Source organism: Paenibacillus sp. GCM10023250 (genome assembly GCF_042653205.1).
Classification (GTDB): Bacteria; Bacillota; Bacilli; order Paenibacillales; family Paenibacillaceae; genus Paenibacillus_Z.
Map to the genome: position 1 here is coordinate 442,348 of NZ_JBHSHY010000001.1, position 14,934 is coordinate 457,281.

13 protein-coding genes are annotated in these 14,934 nt (G+C 56.4%); 1 reads left to right on the forward strand and 12 read right to left on the reverse strand.

What is annotated here, in order from left to right; genetic code table 11:
* Window positions 1–44: 44 nt before the first annotated feature.
* The 9 genes from ACFPB1_RS02050 to ACFPB1_RS02090 form a co-directional block, all read right to left on the reverse strand.
* Complete coding sequence (locus tag ACFPB1_RS02050) at window positions 45–803, reverse strand: IclR family transcriptional regulator (RefSeq protein ID WP_379221335.1); 759 nt, start codon at window positions 801–803, stop codon at window positions 45–47.
* A 229-nt stretch (window positions 804–1,032) separates the two neighbouring features.
* Complete coding sequence (locus tag ACFPB1_RS02055) at window positions 1,033–2,673, reverse strand: extracellular solute-binding protein (RefSeq protein ID WP_379221338.1); 1,641 nt, start codon at window positions 2,671–2,673, stop codon at window positions 1,033–1,035.
* 55 nt (window positions 2,674–2,728) lie between these two features.
* Window positions 2,729–3,589, reverse strand: coding sequence for a carbohydrate ABC transporter permease (locus tag ACFPB1_RS02060; RefSeq protein WP_379221340.1), 861 nt, complete (start codon window positions 3,587–3,589; stop codon window positions 2,729–2,731).
* A gap of 13 nt (window positions 3,590–3,602) precedes the next feature.
* Window positions 3,603–4,559 carry an ABC transporter permease gene (locus ACFPB1_RS02065; protein ID WP_379221342.1) on the reverse strand — a complete coding sequence of 319 codons (957 nt, stop codon included), beginning with the start codon at window positions 4,557–4,559 and terminating at the stop codon, window positions 3,603–3,605.
* 100 nt (window positions 4,560–4,659) lie between these two features.
* Window positions 4,660–5,508, reverse strand: a complete 849-nt coding sequence (locus ACFPB1_RS02070; RefSeq protein ID WP_379221344.1) for an SDR family oxidoreductase — start codon at window positions 5,506–5,508, stop codon at window positions 4,660–4,662.
* A complete protein-coding gene (gene uxuA / locus ACFPB1_RS02075) occupies window positions 5,484–6,584 on the reverse strand; it encodes a mannonate dehydratase (RefSeq protein ID WP_379221346.1) in 1,101 nt (366 codons plus the stop codon). Before uxuA ends, ACFPB1_RS02070 begins: the two co-directional genes overlap by 25 nt.
* A gap of 70 nt (window positions 6,585–6,654) precedes the next feature.
* Window positions 6,655–7,746: a Gfo/Idh/MocA family protein gene (locus ACFPB1_RS02080; protein WP_379221348.1), complete on the reverse strand. Its 1,092-nt coding sequence runs from the start codon at window positions 7,744–7,746 to the stop codon at window positions 6,655–6,657.
* A gap of 22 nt (window positions 7,747–7,768) precedes the next feature.
* A complete protein-coding gene (locus tag ACFPB1_RS02085) occupies window positions 7,769–8,929 on the reverse strand; it encodes a Gfo/Idh/MocA family protein (protein WP_379221350.1) in 1,161 nt (386 codons plus the stop codon).
* A gap of 19 nt (window positions 8,930–8,948) precedes the next feature.
* A complete protein-coding gene (locus tag ACFPB1_RS02090) occupies window positions 8,949–9,635 on the reverse strand; it encodes a GntR family transcriptional regulator (protein ID WP_379221352.1) in 687 nt (228 codons plus the stop codon).
* A 368-nt stretch (window positions 9,636–10,003) separates the two neighbouring features.
* Between ACFPB1_RS02090 and ACFPB1_RS02095 the strand changes: the two genes are divergently transcribed.
* Window positions 10,004–10,924 (forward strand): AraC family transcriptional regulator, encoded by a 921-nt coding sequence (locus tag ACFPB1_RS02095; protein WP_379221354.1) that lies wholly within the window; start codon window positions 10,004–10,006, stop codon window positions 10,922–10,924.
* On the opposite strand, the gene ACFPB1_RS02100 is transcribed toward ACFPB1_RS02095, so the two are convergent.
* From ACFPB1_RS02100 to ACFPB1_RS02110, 3 genes are read right to left on the reverse strand one after another with little or no spacing between them, the layout of a single operon-like run.
* A complete protein-coding gene (locus ACFPB1_RS02100; RefSeq protein ID WP_379221356.1) occupies window positions 10,921–12,051 on the reverse strand; it encodes a GerAB/ArcD/ProY family transporter in 1,131 nt (376 codons plus the stop codon). The two genes, ACFPB1_RS02095 and ACFPB1_RS02100, sit on opposite strands and share 4 nt — an antisense overlap.
* A gap of 36 nt (window positions 12,052–12,087) precedes the next feature.
* Window positions 12,088–13,257 carry a Ger(x)C family spore germination protein gene (locus ACFPB1_RS02105; RefSeq protein WP_379221358.1) on the reverse strand — a complete coding sequence of 390 codons (1,170 nt, stop codon included), beginning with the start codon at window positions 13,255–13,257 and terminating at the stop codon, window positions 12,088–12,090.
* Window positions 13,254–14,789, reverse strand: coding sequence for a spore germination protein (locus tag ACFPB1_RS02110; protein ID WP_379221360.1), 1,536 nt, complete (start codon window positions 14,787–14,789; stop codon window positions 13,254–13,256). The genes ACFPB1_RS02105 and ACFPB1_RS02110 overlap by 4 nt, the downstream gene beginning before the upstream one ends.
* Between the last annotated feature and the right edge of the window lie 145 nt (window positions 14,790–14,934).

A 14,934-nucleotide genomic window follows, 5' to 3' on the forward strand; every position in this document is an offset into this window, starting at 1 on the left:
GAAGCGTTCTCATCAAGCCTGTACGGCTTTCCTATGGTCAAGCGCTAAGCGCGATAACCCAATTGCAGCGAGATCAATCTCGTTTGCTCCAGCAGCAGCGCGACGAACCGCTCCAGCATCGCGTCATCGACATGGGAAATGAGCGTGGAAATGCTGATCGCGGCGGCGGCATGGCCGCTATGGTCGAGCACCGGCGCGGCGGCGCAGCGCACGCCCGCTTCATTCTCTTCGCGGTCGTAGGCGATCCCGCTCTCGCGCACCCGTTCGAGCTCCGCGAGAAACGCTTGTTCGCTGCCGATGGTATGCGGCGTGTGCCGGCTATAGCCATACCCGCTTAACATCCGCGCGAGCGCGTCCGGCGGCTGGAACGCCGCGAGCACTTTGCCAACCGCGCTGCTGTGCAGCGGCACGCGCCGTCCGATCCGGGAGTAGCGAATGACCGCTTTGGCCCCTTCCACCTTGTCGATGTACACGCCTTCCGCCCTGTCGGGCACGACCAGATGAGCGGTTTGCCCCGTCTGCCCGGACAGCTTGACCAGATACGGCCTTGCCGCTTGGCGGATGTCCAACCCTTGCAGCAGCAGCTGCCCCTTCTCCACGAGCCGCATCCCCAGCCGGTACTTGCCCGTTTCTTCGTTCTGGTCGATGTAGCCGTGCAGCTGCAGCGTCTTGAGCAGCGAATGAACGGTGCTTTTGTGCAAATTCATCAGCCGGCTGATGTCGGTGATCTTCAGTTCCCGGTTCTGCTCGTCGAACAGGTCGATTATTTTTAAGGAGCGGTCCAGCGACTGGATGATTGGCATGCGTATCAGCCTTTTCTATGTGTTCTATAATATAGAACAGCATCCTATATTATAATCTCATCTTAGCAGAGGACCGGCAGCACGTCCAGCAATTACCAGGGTATCCAGCCGCGTTCGGGCGCGAACAGACCCGATACGCGAAAAAAATAGCCGCTCAAGGCGGCTATAAGAATTCGCGCATATAGAATCCGTCTAAGCCTCCGTCAGGTCCGTCCTGCAATCGCCTTGGTTATTGGCTGTTCTGAGCTTTGTAATTCTTGATATACTCGTCCTCGACCGCCTTGCCGCCCTGATCCATGTACTGCTGGACCAATGTTTTATACAGGCTGTCTACTTCCTCTGGTTTCGCGACGATCAGTTTGGCGAGCATTTGCGCCGAGAGATTCTTAAGCGCCGCGTTGTTCTTCGCATCGGCCGCATTCGGTATGGAATAGAAGTAGGTCGTATAATAGTCGACCAGGCCTACCTTCAACGCATTCTCGACATCCTTCTCATAGCCGGGATAGCCTGCGGAGATTGCGGCTTCATTCTTTTTCGGATCCCCAAGCTCGATCCCGTTCGACAGGATATCATAGTCGAGGTTGTTGGCCACCGTCATCATCTTATCGCCGGAGCTCGTCGTTCCGGTCTGCTTGGGAACACCGTCCACCATATTGTAGTCGACGCCTTCCTCGCCGTTCTGGAGGAAAAGGGTTACCTTCGGGTCAGCCATCCAGTTCAGATACTGTATGGCCAGGTCAACGTTCTTGCTGGATTTCGGAATAATGACGTACATGCCATTCGGGCTGTACCCGTTCTTGGGATGCTTGCCCGCATCGTTCTGCCAAGGATCGATCGGGATAAGCTCCGCTCCGGGGACGTTCTTGGCGAGGTTGGCGTAGGTACCGGGAGCGGTTCTGTACGGACCGTCCCAGTTCGTTTGGAACGCTCCGACTTTGCCGTTGGAGATATCCGCGTCCAGCAGCTTCCCGTCCTTGTCCGTCGCGAAGTTCGGGCTGATCAAGCCTGCATGATACATCTTGTTCATGTATTGAATAGCTTTATCGAACCCTGGCATACTCCAGTTCGCATCCCAGATCGCTTTCGGCTGAAGCGTGGCAAACTGTTCCTCGGTAAGGTTAGATGGCTTGAAGGCTTCCGGCATATAGCTCAGACCGGGGTTTGCCGGCTGCAGGGAATAGCCGTATGGAATGACGCCGGTCACGTTGCCGGGGTTCTTCTCCTTGAAGGCAACCATGGTGTCGTAGAATTGTTCCGCCGTCGTAGGAACGGGAAGGCCCAATTTATCGAGCCAGTCTTTGCGGATAAACGTATTCGAACCCGCGAGCACCGTCCGCTTGCCCGGCACGGCATACTGCTTGCCGTTGAATTGGCCGTACTTTAAGACCTCTTCGCCCAGATATGATGTAAGCGTGGATCCATGCTCCTGGAGGACGGAATCCAGCTCGGCCAAGCCGCCCTGCTGCACATAATTATAAACAACGCCCTGGTTGTAGGTGTAGGAGATGTCAGGCGCCTGGCCTGCCGCCATCAAGACGTTCAATTTGTCTACTTCCTGCGCCCGGGGAACCGAGACGAACTTGACCGTGGCATTGAACTGCTTGCCGAAATTATCGTTGATGTACTTTGTCCAGAAGTTGTTGTTTAAGTCCGGCTGTCCGGGCTTGCCTCTGTCGAATACTTCGACCGTTAACGTTCGATGTTCTTTTGTTGCCTCTGCCGGGCCGTTTTCGGTGGCGCTTGACGGCGTATTGCTCTGGCAGGCGGTCAGCGCCGACGCAATTGTTAGCGCTACCAAAGAAACGCAGATCGATCGTTGTGCCTTTACCTTCAAAGAAATCGCTCCCTTTTTATAATGGATAATGGGCAACTGACTGTATATAAATTCGCGAAATCGATGGGATCATCCATTTCGCGCGTCTATATCAACCTTTTACGGCACCGATCATGATCCCGGATACGAAGTATTTCTGGAGCCACGGATACACGAGCAGGATCGGAATCGTACCGAACATAATACTTGCTGCTTTCAACGCCTCCGAAGGCAGATTGACGTTGACGTTCTCGCCGGACATCTGCTGCGAAATGTTGATGACGTTATACAGCTTAAGCTGGATCGTATAGAGCTGCTGGTCCGTGATGTAGAATAGCGCATCCTGAAAATAATTCCACCGGAATACGGCATATAGCAAACTGACGGTGGCAAGCGCCGGCTTGGATAACGGCAGCACGATCTTGAGCAGGATCTGCAGCTCGCTGCATCCGTCCAAGTGCGCGGCTTCCTCCAGGCTGTCCGGTAAGCTCTGGAAGAACGATTTCAAGATGATCATATAATAGACGCTCATCATTCCCGGAAGAATCAGCGCCATTGGCGTGTCCAGCAGGTTCAGGCTCTTGATGTTCAGATAATCCGGAATCAACCCGCCGCTGAAATACATGGTAAACAGCATCAATAACAGTAAAGCACTTCTGCCTTTGAGCCTTTTTTTCGTCAGCGGGTACGCGGCCAGAATCGTCACGGTCAATGCGAGGAGCACGAACACGACCGTCAGGACCACCGTGTAGAACAAGGAGTACAGCATCCCGTGATCCCCGAATACGACTTTATAGGCTTCGATATTGAAGTCGATCGGATAGATGGTAACGGCCTGGGAGATAATCGCCCTATTGGAGCTAAGCGATTGCGATAGGATATAGAGAAAAGGAACCAGGCATACAATGACCGTCAATAAAATGACGAATGCGGCCGTATAATCCACGATTCGATTTTTCGAAAGATGCGACATCGTCAGTACCCCCTCACCATATGCCGTTTTCGCCTAATTTGCGGGTAAGAAAATTCGAGGTGACCAGGAAGATTAAGCAGATCACCGACTGGAACAGACCGACGACCGCACCGACCGAGAAGTTCGCGGATTGAATGCCGACACGATAAACATAGGTGCTGATGACGTCGCCGAAATCCATGACCAGGTTGTTTTGAATGTTGAACGGCCGGTCGAAGTTCACCGCCATAATATTGCCGAGCTGAAGGATCAGCAGGATCACGATGGTCGGACGGATCCCCGGCAGCGTGATATGCCAGATCCGCCTCAATCTGCCCGCGCCATCCGCGTCGGCAGCCTCGTACAACTGCTTGTCGATTCCCGTCATGGCGGCAAGATATAGGATCGTCCCCCAGCCCGCGTTCTGCCAGACGCCGACCAGTGCATACGTGGCGACCCATGCGTATTTGTTCGTAAGGAACGGGAGCGGCTCCCCGCCCATATGATTGATTAAGGAGTTGATCATCCCCGTGGGAGACAGCAGCTGCGCTACGATACCGCCGATAATAACCCAGGATAGGAAATGCGGCAGATATAGGATGGTCTGGCTTACCTTCTTGAACCTCTTCCACACCAGTTCATTCAATAAAATAGCCAATAAAATCGGTGCCGGAAATCCCAAAATCAAATCCAGGAAGTTCAGCATCAGCGTATTTCGAACCACCTGATAGAATTGCGGCGACGAGAAGATTTGCCGGAAGGTTTCGAAATTATTCCACGGGCTCTTGCTGACGCCCTGAAAAATGTTGTAATCCTTAAACGCAATCTGTATGCCGTACATAGGTGCATATTTGAACGTCACGATGTAGGCCACGGGGATAAGCAGCATCAGGTAAAGGATGATATCTTTTCTAATATAGTGAAACAAGCCTTTTTTTCGTTTCGGCGGCTCTCCCACGCTTAGAGCAACATGTCGATTCATTGCTGGCATTCACTACAACCTCCATTTTACTGGTTTCGCAACCTGCTCTGCGCATAAGCATGGAAGAAGGATCCCCGCCACTCCCCCGATCGGGGAGACCGCGTCCCCGCTATACGCCCGAGTAAGCCATGAACCCGCCGTCTACCGGCACCGTGATACCGGTTACAAAACCGGACATGTTCTCGTCCGCGAGCCATAATAACGCGCCCAGGAGGTCTTCGGGCTTACCGAATCTTCTCATGGGAGTATGGGTGATAATCTTATGCGACCGGTCGGTTAACGATCCGTCTTCGTTCAACAGAAGTCTTCGATTTTGCTCCGTCAAGAAGAAGCCCGGGGCGATCGCGTTGACCCGGATGCCCGCATCCGCCATATGAACGGCCAACCACTGCGTGAAATTCTCAATTGCCGCCTTCGCCGCGCTGTACGCCGGCACCTTCGTCATCGGGCTTGGCGCGCTCATCGAAGAGATATTGATGATGGCCGCACCTTGGCGGTTGATCATCTTTTTGGCGAACACCTGCGCTGGGATGAGCGTTCCGAGGAAATTCAAATTGAGCACGTGGCTGAAGCCCTCCTGGGTCAGATCGAAAAATGTCGTGATGTCTTTGTTTCCCAGATCCTCGGGCTTCAACGTTTCGTTCGTCGTGCTGCCCATGGGGTGGTTGCCTCCCGCCCCGTTGACGAGGATGTCGCACACGCCCAGCTGGCGCGTCACCGCGTCTTCCGCCGCCCTTACGCTATCCGCGTCCAGCACGTTGCAGGCGACGGCGATCGCTTCCCCGCCGGCTTCCCTGATGGCTGCCGCAACCCGCTCTCCCTTCTCCGCCGTGCGGTTCAATACGGCCACCTTCACGCCATGCCGGCCGAGCTCCCGCGCCATCGCGGAGCATAGAACGCCGCTTCCTCCCGTAATAACCGCGACTTTCCCTCTTAAATTGTCGTTGATTGCAAGCATGCCGATGCCCTCCGTTTTGTTCTTTCGAGCGAGTCCCATATGCCCCACAGATACATAATGCCGAGTGCCCGGTCATACAGCCCGTATCCGGGACGGCACTGCTCATCCCAGATCTGTCTTCCGTGGTCCGGCCGGGCATAGCCCGTAAAGCCCTTCTCATGATACGCCGCGACGATATCGCACATATCGAGCGTGCCGTCCTGGGCACGGTGAGAGGTTTCAATGAAATTGCCGTTGTCGTACAGCCTCACGTTGCGGATATGGGCGAACGGAATGCGGTCTGCGAATTCCCTCACCATGTCCGCGACATCGTTGTTCGGGTTGACGCCGAGCGACCCGCTGCACAACGTGACGCCGTTATAAGGGCTATCCACCAATGTCAGCAGCCTCCGGATATTGTCCCGGTTCGTCATGATTCGCGGCAGCCCGAACAGCGGCCACGGCGGGTCGTCCGGATGAATCGCCATTTTGATGTCGTTGGCCTCGCATACCGGAATGATCTGTTCCAAGAAGTACTGGAGGTTGTTCCACAAGTCCTCTTCCGTCACGTTCGCGTACGCCTCGAACAGCGCGGGCAGACGCTGCATGCGCTCCGGCTCCCAGCCCGGCATCGTGAAGTCCGGATTCTCGTTGATGACGCGGACCAGCTCCGCAGGGTTATTCATGCTGTCGATCTTAACCTTCTCATAAAAGAGCGCCGTCGAGTTGTCCGCCATCGGTTCATTTAGATTCGTGCGGATCCAGTCGAATACCGGCATGAAGTTATAGCAAATCACCTTCACGCCGACCTGGGCCAGCCGCTCGATCGTGATTTTATAGTTATCGATATAGCCGTCCCTGGCCGGCAGGCCCAGCTTGATATCCTCATGGATGTTAACGCTCTCCACAACCTCGATATGAAAGCCGTATTCGTCGGCCTGCTTCTGGATCTCGAGCATTCGTTCGAGCGGCCACGCTTCCCCCGCAGGGAGGTCGTGAAGCGCCCAGACAATGCCTTCCACGCCGGGAATTTGCCTGATTTGGCTCAGCGTTACCGTATCATTGCCTTCGCCAAACCATCTGAATACCATTCTCATCGCCGATTCCTCCAAAAAACGCCGCTGTCCACGAGTGTGTACCGAGGCACCCCAGCGTACGAATCGATTCTTATCTCCCGCTGCTCGCGCGCTCAACCCATACGGCATCTCGCTGCGCCGTTAGGCACAGCTCAGCCGCTTTGAACGCATGCTCCTGCGTCATCGCGATCTCCGTGCGGTTCAGGCAATCCAGGATCAATTCCCCGAAATACGGATAACCGATCTTCCCTTTGACGTCGAAATAATGCTCGCCCTCATGATTCACGAGGTACACGTGCCCGCCGCTCTGCGATCTGGCAATATCCACGTACTTGCGCAATTCGATATATCCGTCGGTACCCAGAATAATCGTACGTCCGTCTCCCCAGGTGCTGAGGCCGTTCGGCGTAAACCAATCGACGCGGAAATAGCCTGTCGAACCGTTGTCGCCGACCAAGTTGCAATCGCCGAAATCCTCGAACGTCGGAAATTGCTTGTGGTTGTAATTCGCCACCTGGCTGTTTGACACCCTAGCGTCCTTCGAGCCGGTGTAATACAAAAATTGCTCGCATTGATGGCTGCCGATATCGCATAAAATACCGCCGAATTGCTCGCGGTCAAAAAACCAATCCGGTCTGGACGGCACGTTGATCCGGTGCGGACCGTATCCGCTCACCTGCAGCACGCGCCCGATCGCGCCCTGCTCGATTAATTGTCCGGCGTAGACCGCGCTTTCCACATGCACGCGCTCGCTGTAATAGACCGCATATTTCAAGCCGGTCTCCGCGGCTTTTTGCCGGGCTTGCTCCAGCTGCGCGAGTGTCGTAAACGGCGCTTTATCCGTGAAGTAATCCTTGCCGTGCGACATGACGCGCATGCCCAGGGCGCAGCGTTCCGACGTGATGGCCGCGCCGGCCACCAATTTCACGTTCGGATCCTGCAGCACCTCCTGTTCGGATCTTGCCGCCTTGACGCCGGGATAGGCTTGCACGAATTTGTCCACCTTGGCCGGATCCGGGTCGTATACCCATGTCAGTTGTCCGCCGGCATCGATCAGCCCGTTGCACATGCCGAAGATATGCCCGTGATCGAGCCCGATCGCCGCAAACGGAAACGCGTCTTTCTCGCATACCGGGGCCGGCTTTCCTTTCGGGGCGTAATTCATGCCGTCTTGCGTTTGCATCGCCTTCATCTCCCGCTTCGTGTTATTTCTTGTACTCGCTGCCCAGCGTAATGTCGTTCTTCGCGAAGGATACGACCGACGAGGTCTTCTCGTAAAAATGCGGCGCGTTCGCGAGCAGGCTGTCTCTCGAATAGAACAGGCTGTCCTTCGTTAAAGGCAGGCTCACGCTCTTGCCCGTAGCCGCCGCTTCGTAGATGGCCGTGATCAGCTCCAGCGTTTTGCGTCCTTCGCTGCCATCGATGAGCACCTTCGGCGACCCGCTCTCGATCGCCTTCATCACATCGTCGATCTGTCCGGCGTGCCCGGTATACGGGAGGCTCTCCATGCTGTCGTACGCGTGCTCAAGCTCCTCCTCGAGCGCGGCGTTCCGAATCGGAAATCCGTTTTCCTTGGAGGTGGACGCATACACCTTCCATGGTGCGGATATGCGGGCCTTCTCTCCTTGGAAGATCAGCTGCTGCTCCTCTCCGTGATGCACGACGGAGCTTGTAATCTGCGCCAGGCTGCCGTTGCCGTATGAAAGAATGGCGATCGAGATGTCCTCGACTTCCGCGTTATCGTGCGACGTATTGCTCATCACCGCATGGACTTTGTCCGGCATCCCCATCATCCACTGCAGCATGTCGATATGATGAACGGCGTGATTCAGCGTACAGCCGCCGCCTTCCTTCTCCCACGTGCCTCTCCACCACAGATCGTAATAGCTGTGCCCTCGCCACCAATGGGAATCCACCTGCGCATGCACGACCTTGCCGATCTTGCCGGTGTCGAGCGTGCGCTTCAGCTTCATGATCGGATCCCTGAACCGGTTCTGCCCGATGACGGACAAGATGCGGTTCGACTCCGCAGCCGCTTCCAGCATGCGGTCGCATTCTTCCAAAGAAGACGCCATCGGCTTCTCGACCAATACATGCTTGCCGGCACGCAAGAAATCGATGGCGATTTGCGCATGCGTATACGGCGGGGTGCAGACCGACACGAGATCGATCTCGCAGTCCAGCAGGTTGCGGTAGTCTTGTTCGACCTTGCAGTCGAGCTGGAATTTCTCTTTGCTCTCGACGGCTTTATCTTCATAGATATCGCTTAACGCAACGACTTGGCATCTCCCCTGAAACGCGGACACATACGCCTCCAAATGCGAATTGGCGATGCCGCCCGTACCGATCACAGCGACTTTAATCATCGTCTTTCACTCCTTCGGCCTATTTAAAATATTTGGCGTGCTTTTGTTTCAAATTTTCCTTCTCCGTCACGACCAGCTCCAAATGATCCCTCAGCATCAGCTCGGCTTGGTCGGGATCCTTGTCCTTGATCGCGCGGACAATGCCCTGATGCTGGGCCAGGATGACCTTCCAGTCGGAATCGGAAGCGAGCCGCAATAACCGGATCCGGTTGTCATGCGTGGCCATTTGCTGAATGAGTCCCCACGTGCGGGCTCGGCCGCAGCCGATCATGATCGATTGGTGAAACTCTTCGTCGAGCTCGAACAGACGCCCGTAATTCCGTTCGGATTGACACAGTTCCTGCAGCGAGACGAGATTTTGCAGATGCAGCACCTGTTCCTTGCCAAGCCGCTCGCAGGCTTCCCGAACAACGGCGGATTCCAAGGTTTTCCTGACAAACCGGGATTCTTCCGCGTGCTGCAGATCAATCAGCGAAATGACGGAGCCCTTCTGAGGCGTGGTCTCGATTAATTCCTCCTGCGTGAGCTTCACTAAGGCCTCACGAATCGGCGTCCTGCTCACTTGGAGCATTTCGACCAGTTCTTTTTCCGAGATAAACTGCCCCGGCTCGAGTCGCAGCTCCATGATGTTCTTCTTCAAGGTCGCGTAAACGAAATCCCGGATGAGTCCTCTCTTGTCTCTCGGAACGTCAATCTGAATGCGCATGAGATTCCTCCAGCCCGGCGAGACGCCATCCATCATTCAAGCGCTTACATAAAGCGCTTACAGAAATTGTTGGGATGACTAGTTGCCCTAGTATACCAGCTTGAGCGGAATGAGCCGGATCGCTTCATGAAGCTTAATCGGCCGCCCTCCTTGCATGGCTTCGTTCTCCGGCCGCCCGATAGGGCTGATGCCTTACGAATAGATGCCTTGCTTACATTGGCCGGTGATAATACTAACATACCACCACTTCGACGGAGTTGACGATGCGCTAATCGCGAAACAAATTTACCCATTTCATGCATTCCCTGCAATTGAAAGCGCTGTATAATAGAAATGGAATGATTCGGAGAACAAGGAGGACGACTACGATGTCTGCAAGGATCGCCGAACTTGAAATCGGACGGCTGCCCGACGTTCGAATGTCGCTTCATCTGATGGGGCTTCATCTTCGCAAAGTGGGTTCCGGTTGGACCTATCCCTCTCATGAACATCCGATGTACGAGCTTCATTGGATGATCGAAGGGGACATGACGATGATCGTCGAAGGCCGGACTTACGCGCAAAAGAAAGGAGATCTGCTGATCATCCGTCCGGGCGTCATCCATTCGTGCAAGTCGGCCGGCGCTCAGGGCTTCACTTATTTTTGCGTGCATTTCAGCGTATCCGATCCCGCTTTCTCCAAGGAGCTGGAGCGCCATCCTACCGCTTGCTACGAAGTCTCCTCTCCCCTTGTCAACGAACTGGCGCCCTTGCTGACGGACTTATGCAGCCTGGCGACCGAGAATAGGAAGCGATCGCTGTCCCCCGCCAAAAACATGAAGGCGTACGCAGCCGTGCTCGAGCTATTGGGCACGCTAGCGGAACAGCTGTCCCACTCCGATAACGTCGTGCTGACGAAGAAGGAATTATTGGCGGGCCGCATCGCCGAACAGATCGAGGCTTCGATCCGCAGCAGCCTGCTTCACGGCCAAATGGAAGACAGCGGAAGGAAGTACGTCCAAGATATCGCCGACACCTTGAAAATGAGTCCTTCCCAGGTGAATCGGATCTTTCAACAGGTATACGGGAAGGCTCCCCGCCAATATATGTCGGAGATATTGTTAAGCGAGGCCCAACGCCTGCTGCTTCAGACGGATCTGTCTATCGATCATATCGCCATGATACTCGGGTATAAAACAAGCGCGCACTTCAGCCGCCAATTCAAGCGCTGGACCGCCATGACCCCAAGCGAATGCAGAAGCGGCGCGAACGCAAGCGCTCCATCGAATCCGGCGGGAGGCGGCGATTAACCCCCGTCTCCGGGCTGCCGGGCGGCGGTTGGCCGCATGCGCCCGCGGCGCGCGAGCGTGGCGATCCACAGAATGAGCGGTATGCCAATCCCGCATACCGGGAAGGCGTAATACGACCACCATCTGAAGAAAGGCCCGAACATGGCGGCTCCCGGGCTTACCAACGCCGTCAAGAATATCGCGGGGCCGATGATCCAGATCAACGCGTACCAATTCTTCAGCTTGAGCCACAGCGACAATTCATAGCTGACGACGAACAGATGCACGGATAGAATCGTCGTGATGCCGAAGATCCACAGGGAAAACATGAAAATATCGATCTGTTGAATAAACTCCATGATATCGACGGTCCGCATGTACGAGAAGAACGGATCCTGCAGCCTGACCGCGAGCGCGGGACCGAACACCGCTAAAGAGAGCACGGTGATGACGACAAAGGTAAGGCTCGTCCCCGCGATCGCGATCGACGCTAGCAGCGGCGCTTTGCGGGGATGCGCCATGAAGGCGACGAGCACGAGCAGCAGCAGCGACTCGCCCCCGAGCAGCGTCGTCAATGGAACCGCCCCCTTCGCGATCTGCAGCCATCCGTTATCGTAGTACACGGGCAGAATGCGTTCCCACTTCAAATTGCGGCCGTTCAACGAGAAGCTCACGAAGGTCGTGACGAAAAACACCGGGCCTACGACTTCGTTATAACGTCCGATCCCGCCGATCCCGCCATGCGCGGAATACGCCATCAGCATCGAGAGAATCAGCATGACCACCCATACGGGCGCTTTGTCGAGCAGCACGCTCTGGATGAAATCCCCGCTGTAGCGCAGAATTATCACGGATATCGAGATCCACGCGGTCAAATACGGCAGGACGACGATACGGCCCAGCCAAGGCCCCAAGACGGTCCGGCTAAAGCCGAACAGGGTTTGCCCCGGATGCATCATGCTCAATCGCACGAGCAGCAGCGTGAGGACGATCACGGACGCGCCGGCGATGATGATCGACATCCATGCATCCTGCTTCGCCTCGACGATCGCGGTCTTAATGAACGGCACGAAATTGCAGCCGTCCATGACCAGCAGCATCCAGATGAGCTGCGATCCCGAGAGCGTCGTGAGTCCTTTTACCCGCATATTCCGATCCCTCCTCTGTCGCGCCGACTGCCCAGATCAATCCTCGTGGATCGGAGTCGTCACGAGTCCTGAATTACGGACGCAGCTCAGGTCCACCTGCACCGCGACCTGCAGCTTCGCGAAGCGGTCGTTCCAGCTCCCGCTCAAGGCCTTCCACCGCACGGGATGTTGGCGGTGAACGGCTTCGCCGAAGCCGAATATATCGGCGCGATACGCACGCTGAACCTTGGCGATCAGCGCTTCGATCTCCCGCTTCGTTTTGTCATTAATGGCTTGTTCGATCGCGCGCCGATCCGCGGCCACGGTCGGGTTCAGGTCCGAATTGTTCTCCACGATCGCGCCGTTCCCGGACAGCCGGAGGCCGATCGTGATTCGATCCCGCGCGATCCGCGTTCGGATGCTGCTGCTAAGCGACTCGAACGACACGCTGACATTCTCGTCCGCGCCTCCCCCGATCGGCAGCGAGCACTCGTAACCGTTTTGTTTGCCGGTGATCCAATTGGCGTAGACGGTTTCGCTGTCGTTCAGGAAGCCCACCATTTTCAGGCCCATCGCTTTATTGAACACGGCCGAGCCGTAATAATACGGTTTGGACTGCGCCGTCAGGCCGATCGCCGGCACGAATGGATCCAAGCCTTCGGTCAGCGTATCCGACAGGAAATCATGAAAGTAGACGTACCGCAGCCGGAATATATCTTCCTGCCGTTTGATCGCCATGGACGTGAACGGCTCGAATGTCGCCTTTTGCCGCAGCACATCCTTGGCCCTGGCATCCTTCACGACGAAGAGCTTCGAACGCAGCTCCGACCGCGGGTTCCGTACGAATTGATCGAGGAGATGGGAGATGCCTCGTTCCGCCAGCTGCTGGCCGATCAGGATGACCTCGCGATGACCGGGAAACAACTCGCGGGACAGCTCCTTCTGCGCATTTCGCATCGCGTCGTAGATATTGATGCCGGCGGCGCTTGTCAGATCGAAGGTTTCATGCAGGCTTCCCCCGCCTTCCCAGGCCCCTTCTCCTCCTCCGCCGATACCGGAGGGGATGGCGATTTGGAAGCTGACCTCGAGCTTCCCGTCCTTCGTCAAATCCAGCCCGTCGCCCATGTCGAAGGCCAAATGGTCGGGCTCTCTGCGGTTGCCGCAGCCGGCAAGGAGCGATACGCACAGGAACGCGAGCAGCAGCAAGACCGGCCACCGCGCGTTCATGCTTCCCCGCCTCGTTTCTTCGGAACCGCTCCTTGGCGTTTCGTCAGGCGCTGCGGCCAGCGAATCCACCAATCCTTCAGCCAGCGGCAGGCCGCCGGCGCCAGGGGAGACAGGTAGGGCATGCCAAACGGACGCAGCTGTACGAGATGGATTAGGATGGCCACGACTCCTGCCGTCAGTCCGAACAAGCCGAACATGCCGGAAAGCACGAGCAGCGGGAAACGAAGCATACGCAGCGGGATGCCAAACCGGTAGCGCGGGATGATGAACGAAGCGATGCCGGCCGCGGATACGACAATCACGATCGGCGAAGAGACGATGCCGGCGTTGACGGCCGCCTCGCCGATGACCAGCGCACCGACGACGCTCACGAGCGGCCCGATCGTCTTGGGCAGGCGGAGCCCGGCCTCCCTCAACCCTTCGAACATGATCTCCATCAGGAGCACTTCGATCACGGTCGGGAACGGCGCCCTCTCCCGAAGCGCCGCGATGGTGATCATCAGTTTGCCGGGAATCAGCTCCTGATGGAAGTTGGTCAGCGCGATATAGAAGGACGGCAGCAGCACCGAGAACGCCGCGAAGAAATAACGGATGGTCCGGTTCAAAATCACGTAGAGAAACCGCTCGTAATAGTCGTCGGGCGCCTGCAGCCCGCTCCAGAACGTCATCGGCGCGATTAGGGCAAACGGCGTGCCGTCGGCGATGACGACGACCTTCCCCTCCATCAATCCGGCTGCGATGACGTCGGGACGCTCGCTCGTCATGATCTGCGGAAACGGGGAATAATGCGTATCCTCGATCGCTTCCTCGATATGCCCGGAATCCAGGATGCCGTCGATCTGAATGCGCGCTACGCGCGTGCGGACTTCGTCCAGAAGGTCGGGGTCCGCGATCCCGTCCAGATAAGCGAGCACGACGTCGGTTTTCGTGAGATTGCCTACCGACAGGGCTTCCGTCTTCAGGTTGGGCGACGCGATTTTCATCCGCAGCAGCACGGTGTTCTGGCGGAGATTTTCGGTGAAGCTTTCCTTGGGTCCGCGAAGCGAGGGCTCGGAGGTGGATTCTTCGATGCCGCGGCCGGCAACCTGCTTGACCCCGGCGAGGCAAGCGGCTGCTTCCCCGTCCACGAGAACGGCAAGGTCTCCTTTCAGGATGCGGGTGACGATATCGCCGAACGCCGACGACTTGCTGATCTGCAGGACGGCGAGCAGCTGCCGCTCGCACATCTCGGCGATACTGTCGATGGCCCCCAATCCCCGAGGCAGTCCCTCGTACAGCAAGGGCTGCAGTACGTTGGCGGTGATCAGCTCCTCGTCGATCATCCCGTCGACATAGATGAGCAGGACGGATCTCCCATCCTGCATGGGAATGTCGCGATACTCGATGTCCGAACAGTTTCGGAACGCTTGTTCGAAGGCGAGCCGGTTGGCGGACAGGTCTTCCACGAGATTCGTGAAGGAAGCATCGGACTCCGCGTCTTGCGGGCTAGACGGCTTATGCAGTTTTTGGTTTACGCGTTTCGTCCAGTCCATATGCGGGCCACCTTGGGATGAGAAATTAATGGTAAACAAGCCAATGAATAGGCGTAATGTTCCCTTTTGGCCTTCCTCCTATGCATATTACCGTGGGTGACCAGCTGCCGCCCGCTCAAGTGAACGCAGCAAATAACCCGCAGCT

Bases quoted from the DNA above. Each gene is read 5' to 3' on its own strand.
- ACFPB1_RS02070 (WP_379221344.1), bottom strand. From the start codon at position 5,508: ATGCTTGCAATCAACGACAATTTAAGAGGGAAAGTCGCGGTTATTACG.
- ACFPB1_RS02105 (WP_379221358.1), bottom strand. From the start codon at position 13,257: ATGAACGCGCGGTGGCCGGTCTTGCTGCTGCTCGCGTTCCTGTGCGTA.
- ACFPB1_RS02085 (WP_379221350.1), bottom strand. From the start codon at position 8,929: ATGATTAAAGTCGCTGTGATCGGTACGGGCGGCATCGCCAATTCGCAT.
- ACFPB1_RS02060 (WP_379221340.1), bottom strand. From the start codon at position 3,589: ATGTCGCATCTTTCGAAAAATCGAATCGTGGATTATACGGCCGCATTC.
- ACFPB1_RS02090 (WP_379221352.1), bottom strand. From the start codon at position 9,635: ATGCGCATTCAGATTGACGTTCCGAGAGACAAGAGAGGACTCATCCGG.
- ACFPB1_RS02095 (WP_379221354.1), top strand. From the start codon at position 10,004: ATGTCTGCAAGGATCGCCGAACTTGAAATCGGACGGCTGCCCGACGTT.
- ACFPB1_RS02080 (WP_379221348.1), bottom strand. From the start codon at position 7,746: ATGCAAACGCAAGACGGCATGAATTACGCCCCGAAAGGAAAGCCGGCC.
- ACFPB1_RS02065 (WP_379221342.1), bottom strand. From the start codon at position 4,559: ATGCCAGCAATGAATCGACATGTTGCTCTAAGCGTGGGAGAGCCGCCG.
- ACFPB1_RS02110 (WP_379221360.1), bottom strand. From the start codon at position 14,789: ATGGACTGGACGAAACGCGTAAACCAAAAACTGCATAAGCCGTCTAGC.
- uxuA (WP_379221346.1), bottom strand. From the start codon at position 6,584: ATGAGAATGGTATTCAGATGGTTTGGCGAAGGCAATGATACGGTAACG.
- ACFPB1_RS02050 (WP_379221335.1), bottom strand. From the start codon at position 803: ATGCCAATCATCCAGTCGCTGGACCGCTCCTTAAAAATAATCGACCTG.
- ACFPB1_RS02100 (WP_379221356.1), bottom strand. From the start codon at position 12,051: ATGCGGGTAAAAGGACTCACGACGCTCTCGGGATCGCAGCTCATCTGG.